The organism is Humidesulfovibrio mexicanus, assembly GCF_900188225.1.
GTDB classification, from domain to species: Bacteria; Desulfobacterota; Desulfovibrionia; order Desulfovibrionales; family Desulfovibrionaceae; genus Humidesulfovibrio; species Humidesulfovibrio mexicanus.
This window is the reverse complement of record NZ_FZOC01000010.1, coordinates 66,708-73,326: the sequence shown is the minus strand read 5'-3', so window position 1 is coordinate 73,326 and position 6,619 is coordinate 66,708. Positions and strand designations below refer to the sequence as shown.

The window sequence follows — 6,619 nt, the reverse complement described above, 5'->3', positions numbered from 1 at the left end:
CGTGATCGTCACCTTCAGCCCGGACGGCAACTCCGTGGCCGAAATCCTGCCCGACCTCATCGCCAAGATGCGCGAAGGCTACGACATGGTCATCGCCTCACGCTACCTTGGCCCGGCCAAGAGCGCGGACGACGACATCGTCACCGGCTTCGGCAACTGGCTCTTCACCAAGACGGTCAACCTGCTGCACGGCGGCAAATACACCGATGTCATGGTCATCTACCGCGCCTATAAGAAACAGCTGGCCTACGACCTGGAGCTGATGGGCGATTCGGCTTTCGCCCTGCCGGAAAAACTCTTCGGCACCAAGATCAGCTGGGAGCCGCTGCTCTCCTGCCGGGCGGCCAAGCGCAAGCTCAAAATCGCGGAGATCCCCGGCGATGAGCCACCACGCATCGGCGGCGAGCGCAAGCTGCAGGTCCTGCGCTGGGGCGCCGCATACTACTTCCAGTTCCTGCGCGAAGTGGTGTGGTGGAAATAGGCACCCCCGCAACGCTTGCCTGACAATACACCCCAAAAGGCCGCCCCGACACGAGGCGGCCTTTTTTTCGCTGGCAAAACATAAACAGGCTCAGATGCGGCGCAAGAGCGCCCTGGTCCAGCACGCCACAAGCACTCCCATGCTCGGGATGCTCCACAAGGCATAGCCGAGGCTTCCACTCTGCGGCCCCTTGTGCCGCCCCATGACGAACAAACCAAACGCCAAGGCCCATACGGCAGCAGCGCCGATGCCGCACAACAATGCCGTTTTCCGACTAACGGCAAAGGCTGGAGCCTCTTGGTCCAATATGGCCGGAGCAGAGAACGGGCGTTCGGATACGGGCCAGGCCAGTGGAACGAACAGGAGCCCCAGGCCAAACGCAGAGGCCAGGCAAAGCCACCAGATGTGCGGAGCAGAGTAGACGAACGCGAGGCTGAACGGCCCTGGCTCGGAGATCCTCACCCCCAGAAAGGCGTGGTTGGCCCGGAACGTTGGCAGAACTGTGCCATTGGACAAAACAGCTTTCCAGCCAGGGTCGAAGTTGTTCGCCAAAAGCAAAACGCAGGGTCGTTCGGCGATTCCGTTGACTCGTATGCGGTCTGGAGACCAGTGGGCCAGGCGCACCGTTCCCACAGGGGACTCGAATTCCGGCACAAAGCGCCGCAAGGGGGGAGGTGGCGGGAAAAAGCGTGCCTCGGCCTGCGTAAGATAGGCCACGCGGCGCAATTCGTCCAAGTCGGCGCGTCCCATGCGCTCTGGAACGGACTCGCCTTGTGGGACGAACAGGGGGTCTGTCAGGCGCACCCGCGGCAAGGGATCCTTGAGTCCATACAGATAGAGCGGCAAAGAATACGTGCTGGACAGCCCCAGCCGCGCCACAAACGACGACTGCTCTCCGAAACCGGGGGAGAGTGTCGGACGTCCCGCCACCGCCGACATGCCGCCGATCTCCCGATCGGACAAAACATGGCTGACATTGAGGGCGTAGAGAAGATTCCAGTTGAAGTCGGCCACATCACGTAACGGAGCTTTGTCCAGGACCCAGGAACGCTGGTCATGGTCGGTGTGCAACCGGGTCAGGTACAGCTGCCGCCACAGGGTATTGAAACCTGAGAACTGCTCGGCGTTATTCAGCTGTGGGCGCAAGGCCTCGCCGACCAAATCCTTGTAGTGCTTGTTAAACAACGGCCCCTTGCCGCCAACGGTATCAAACCCAAGATTCTGCGCAACAACGGGGTGCACGTCCACGCAAGCCGTGCGGAAAGGCTGACGCCAATAGGTTTCGGCCAAGGCGGCCAGGGAGTCGTGGCCCTTCATCCCCTGGGCGTAGGGGGCGAACATGCCGCTGGTCATGAACTGCTGTCGCGTCAACATGGCCGCGGCGGCCAGGCAGACCATCAGCGCGATGGCCGCACGAGAGGGATAACGGGGCTGTTTCCGGCGCATGATGCACACCCCTGCCAGGCCAGCGCCCAAGAAAAACGCGTAGGCCAAGACCTTGTGCGCCGCGCCGAAACACGGCAAGACGGCCAACGCCGCAAGCGCCAAGGGCCAGCGCACCCCCTTGTCCGAGCGCGTCAACGCCTCAAGAGCCAACCCCGCAAGCATTGCGCTCACGAGCCCAAGACAGGTGGCGAACATGAACAAATCCATTTTGAGCAGGAAACTGCCTGCGAAGAGCCCCTTCAAATCGCTGCTGAACACGCCTGACACAAGAAGAATGCCCAGCCCCAATAAGGCGCTCACGCGAAAAGGTCGCCAAGACAAAAACGGCAGCCCCATGATCAATAACGCAATCAACTGTTGATCGGCCAATCGCCCTTTCAACCACTTGAAAAAACTTAAAAGCGCGGGCCAATGTCCCGGGTAGGCAAAATCCCATTGCCGTTGGGCGTAGGGGATGTATTCGAACAAACTTACAACGGTCGGCGAGAACAACAGCACGAACCCCGTCCAGACGAGAAATACCCCAGCCACCTGACGGCGAAAATCGGGCAAATGTCGCCCAAGCAATAGGACCAGAGCAAGATGAAACACCGGGAAATGCGGGAGCGTCAGCACAGGGAAGGAAAACACGCTGGCCAAAGCGATGCAGATGGCGGCGAGCACCCGCTGCCCCTTGGAAGAATCGGCCGTGCAGAGCTCCACGCACCAGACAAACACTGCGGGGAAGGCGTAGGACATGACGAAGTGCACATTGCCGCTTACCCAAGTGATGGAAAATAGCACGCCCGCCAAAAGCGCGCTGCGGCGAGAAATGCCGAACAGCAAGGGCAGAAAGCGCGACATGCCGTACCCGGCCAAGCACATCTGCCCGATATTCCATAACAACGAAAGCAGCCAAAGCGGCAACATACCGGCCAGGAGCACGGCCGGATGCCAAGGAGGATGCTGGCCTGCGAAGCTTGGAGCGCCACCGGCATGGAACGGATACCAACTGAATGGGCCGAACTCCGTCCAGAGCTTCCACATGTTGCGAAAATGGACGAAATGGACTTCAAGACTGTCGTAGATATCGACAAAGGCGAGCGGACCAAGCACGATCTTGTCTGCGTAGCAAAGAATCGCCAACGCCAGAAACAAAAACAAATCGCGCCTGTTTGGCGCAAGCGTTGAGCATGTCGCTGGCATGAACGCTGAACCTCGGTTGCCGTTGGCGCGCACGGTAGCGCCCGGACGCCTCAAGCCTTTACGACCCGAAGGCTGTTGGTATATGGACAACAGGGCCACGCGTTCCCGCCCGAAGCCGGGTTCCCGGACCGTTCACTCGCAGATACTGAAACCATGGGACATGATGAATCCGAAGCCTTCACCCGCCGCCAGTCGGCCACCGTTCGCCAAGGCCCGCCAAGTGGCGTTAGTTCTGCTCTTCATCATTTTCGCCAGCCTGGCTTGGCGTCTTTGGGACCAGAACCTGCTCAACTCCGAAGGAGTGCTCCTGGCTGTGCGCGAGCACCCTCTCCTGGCCCCTGTGGCGTTTATCGGCATATACGCCCTTGCCATGCTCTTTATGCTGCCCACAATGCCGTTGAACATCGGAGCCGGGTTCCTCTGGGGCACAGCCGTTGGCGGGGCCTTTTCCCTGCTTGGCAGCAGTCTTGGCGCAACACTCGCTTTTTCGTTCGCGCGTAGCGCGTTCGGCCAGCCCTTCGCCCGCGGGTTCAACCTTTCCCTGCTTTCACGGCTGGGCGCTAACATGGAGAAGACCCCCTGGAAGGTCATCGCCTTTGTCCGCCTGAACCCCGCCGTTCCTTCCGGTGTGGTGAACTTCCTGCTTGGCCTTACGTCGATGCCATTGCGGACCTACGTATGGGGCACGATCCTCTTCTCCGCCCCCCTGTGCCTCGTCTTCAGCCATCTTGGCCAGCTTACCGGCGGCTTCATGCTCAGCGGGGACACAGGGAGACTGGTGCGCATTGTCGCCATCTGCCTCGGAGTCGCGCTGTTCCTGTATGCGGGCAGGCACATGCTTTCCCGCAGACAAGGCGCTGTCCAGCAATCGGCCAATACGAACACAAAAGACACGGAACAGCCGCGGTAGCACTCAGCACACGCTAAGCGACCGCTGACACTTCCGTTTCGCCATTTCCGGATGCGCCTCAACACAGGCGTGCAGATCCTCAAAAATCTGCTGCACTGTGGCTGTCGGCACATTGGGGGCGACGAGAAGCAGCGGCGACTCTGGCTCAAAGAGATGCCACCAGGGCGTATTCTCCAAATGCTGCCAAGCGCCGCGCTTGCCATAGGTGAACACGCCACTGCGGGCCTGCAGGGTCACCTGGAAAGCCGTATATCCCGAGATGTCGTCAAGCAAAGCGCTGGGAGTGCTCTCGTGCAGGGCGCTGGCCTGAACGGAGAAATAAAACACGCATCCGATCTCGAAATCCTCGAACCAGCGTTCGCCGACATCAGGATTCCTCATCTTTTCCTTGAGCAAACCACGAAAATCCTGGGCCATGAGCTACTCCTCTTTGAACGTCGCAGACGGGCAAGGGGATCAGAAGGGATACATGGCGCCGCCACCTTCCTTTTGCGGGGCGGTTTTGCCGGTCTTGGTCTCCAGTGCGTTCAGCCGGTTTTTCGCAGCCTCCTGGGCTTCCTTGGTGTCAGCCGAGGCGATGACGGAACGCAGCAACTTCTTGGCGGTCTCGTAGTTCCCCTTGATTTCATAGATCATCGCGGACCGATACAAGGCCACGGTTGGCCACATGGGCTCGTGCGCGTATTGATATGCCAAGCGCAGATAATAATCCAGCGCTGCATCATAGTTGCGCAATGAATGCTCTCCCTCGCCCAGCCAGAACAGCACCTCGGCCTGCACGGGGCGCTCGAGCTTGTCCCGCTGTTCCCACAGAATCAGCAACTGCTCGCGCCCGCTGTCAAAATCTCCCTTAAGCTGCAAAAACGTGGCGACATCCAGACGGGTCCGTGGAGCCATGTCCACCCCAAGGGCTAGCAACTCCCGGTAGGTGGCCAACGCCTGTTCATCATTGCCGCTTTCGCGTTCCAGCTTGGCTTTCAAACCAAGTCGTGCCGTGGTGCGCTGTTTGTCGGACGGCAAATTTGCCATACGACCAAGGTAGGCTTCGGCAAGCTGAAACGAACGGCTTTCCACAGCCTTCTGTGCCAGGGCCAAGAGGCAGTCGTACCCGTATGCGGTATCGGGGAAAAGGAACGCCGAGCGGCGGGCCAAGTCGGTGTTTGCGGCTGCCCCTCCGCGTGCCTGCCAGTCGGCAAGGACCAGCAACCGATCCAAGGGCCATGCCTTGCCAACCGTGTTGCCTTTACCGACCTCGATGCGAATCCAGAACGGGGCCTCGCCAGGCAGGGGAGTCCCGACGCCGCCAGCCGAAAGCAGGGCCGCAAGGGCAGGGGAGAGGCGTCCTGCGGCTCCAATCTCCTGGGGGAGCAAATTTTTGAGTTCTTCGCCAAAGGCGAGGGCCCCGGACAGGCGTAGGCTTATCGGGAGCTTGCGTGCTTCAAGCCCCTGCCAGATCTCCCGCGCCGAATCCAGATCGCCTTCCTCCATGCACAGAACAAACTTGAGGGAACGCAAATGCCGCGACATCTCTTCGGAGAGCAGAAGGGACTGCAATTCCTTTTCGACCGCTTGTCGGGCCTCCTCGCGCGAGAGCTTGGCCAAGCTGGATTTAAAGCGTGTCCAGGAGGAAGCGGAGCTGCCTAGAAGCCAGTCCTGCCGGTTCTCGGCGTACGAGGCCAAGAGGTTGGCGCTCCAAAACCCCGCGGCCTTGGCGTGCCCCGTGGTGGCAAGCGTCTTGACGTCCGGCGCCTTGCCGCTTTCGAGAAATTCCGCAAAACCGGCCCAAAACTCGCGCAACGCCGGCACGGAAACCTGCCTGAGCAAGTCACGGGAAATCCCATAATCCTCAAGCGCCGCAGCAGCCACCGCACGGGAAAGAAGCAGCCGGTCGGCCTCGTTGACAACAAGTGAAGCGTCCTTGGCATCGGTGTGCTTGCCAGTTCCAGGCTCGCCGCCTTCAGCCTGTTCAAGGGACTCTTTTGCCTTGCCCCAAAAATTCGCGGTTCCCCAGGCCGCTTCCGCCTGGGCAAGCAGCATCCGCAATGTCTCGCCAAGCGCCTCTCGCGATACGGAAGGATTGCCCACATAAGCCCAGAATTGCCTGCGCCAGACATCTACCCAAAGGGCTTCCAAGCCGGGCTCGGCGGTCAAGCGCGCCTTGACCTGTTTTGCATCCATGAATTGGGAGGCCTGGCTGTACCAGACCACAGCCTGATAAGGGTCGCCCAAAGCCCTATGCGCATTACCGCCAAGCCACAGCCTTTTTGCTTCCAAGGCCTTGTCCTCAAAGGGCGGTTGTCCCTGGATAATGGTCAGCGCCTCCCGTGGAGTGCCTTGAAGAAGTTGGGCCTCCGCACGCTTCAGCACGGACGCGCCGCTGCCATCGTCCGCCGCAGTGGCGGCGCTGGCGGCAAGACGGTCATAGGCGCCGTACTTTTTGAGCCATTGTTCATACGCCAATCCTGATTCATCGGCTTTCTGGGGCAACCGGGAAGCTTCTGCGGCGGGCTTGGCGACAGCCTTGGCTGTGCTTTTCTTGGCAGCGGCCATCTCGGCCGGAAATCCAATCAGGATGGCCATAAACAGGGTTCCCGCGA

General features: G+C 60.2%; 5 protein-coding genes. 2 read left to right on the top strand and 3 right to left on the bottom strand.

Going from position 1 to position 6,619, the window contains the following annotated elements; genetic code table 11:
- A partial coding sequence (locus tag CHB73_RS15785) for a glycosyltransferase family protein (RefSeq protein WP_089275567.1) occupies positions 1-481 on the top strand: 481 nt, incomplete at its 5' end.
- Between the two features lie 90 nt (positions 482-571).
- Here the strand turns inward: CHB73_RS15785 and CHB73_RS15780 are convergent.
- Positions 572-3,145, bottom strand: a complete 2,574-nt coding sequence (locus CHB73_RS15780) for a hypothetical protein (RefSeq protein ID WP_179217093.1) — start codon at positions 3,143-3,145, stop codon at positions 572-574.
- Between the two features lie 127 nt (positions 3,146-3,272).
- Between CHB73_RS15780 and CHB73_RS15775 the strand changes: the two genes are divergently transcribed.
- Positions 3,273-4,022, top strand: a complete 750-nt coding sequence (locus CHB73_RS15775) for a TVP38/TMEM64 family protein (protein ID WP_179217092.1) — start codon at positions 3,273-3,275, stop codon at positions 4,020-4,022.
- 3 nt (positions 4,023-4,025) lie between these two features.
- On the opposite strand, the gene CHB73_RS15770 is transcribed toward CHB73_RS15775, so the two are convergent.
- Together CHB73_RS15770 and CHB73_RS15765 are read right to left on the bottom strand one after the other, a co-directional pair.
- Complete coding sequence (locus CHB73_RS15770) at positions 4,026-4,439, bottom strand: hypothetical protein (RefSeq protein ID WP_179217091.1); 414 nt, start codon at positions 4,437-4,439, stop codon at positions 4,026-4,028.
- A gap of 39 nt (positions 4,440-4,478) precedes the next feature.
- The gene (locus CHB73_RS15765; RefSeq protein WP_089275564.1) at positions 4,479-6,602 is read right to left on the bottom strand and encodes a tetratricopeptide repeat protein; all 2,124 of its coding nucleotides are present in this window, start codon (positions 6,600-6,602) and stop codon (positions 4,479-4,481) included.
- Between the last annotated feature and the right edge of the window lie 17 nt (positions 6,603-6,619).

Excerpts from the sequence above, each read along its gene's own strand:
- CHB73_RS15770 (WP_179217091.1), bottom strand. The coding sequence starts at position 4,439 with ATGGCCCAGGATTTTCGTGGTTTGCTCAAGGAAAAGATGAGGAATCCT.
- CHB73_RS15765 (WP_089275564.1), bottom strand. The coding sequence starts at position 6,602 with ATGGCCATCCTGATTGGATTTCCGGCCGAGATGGCCGCTGCCAAGAAA.
- CHB73_RS15775 (WP_179217092.1), top strand. The coding sequence starts at position 3,273 with ATGATGAATCCGAAGCCTTCACCCGCCGCCAGTCGGCCACCGTTCGCC.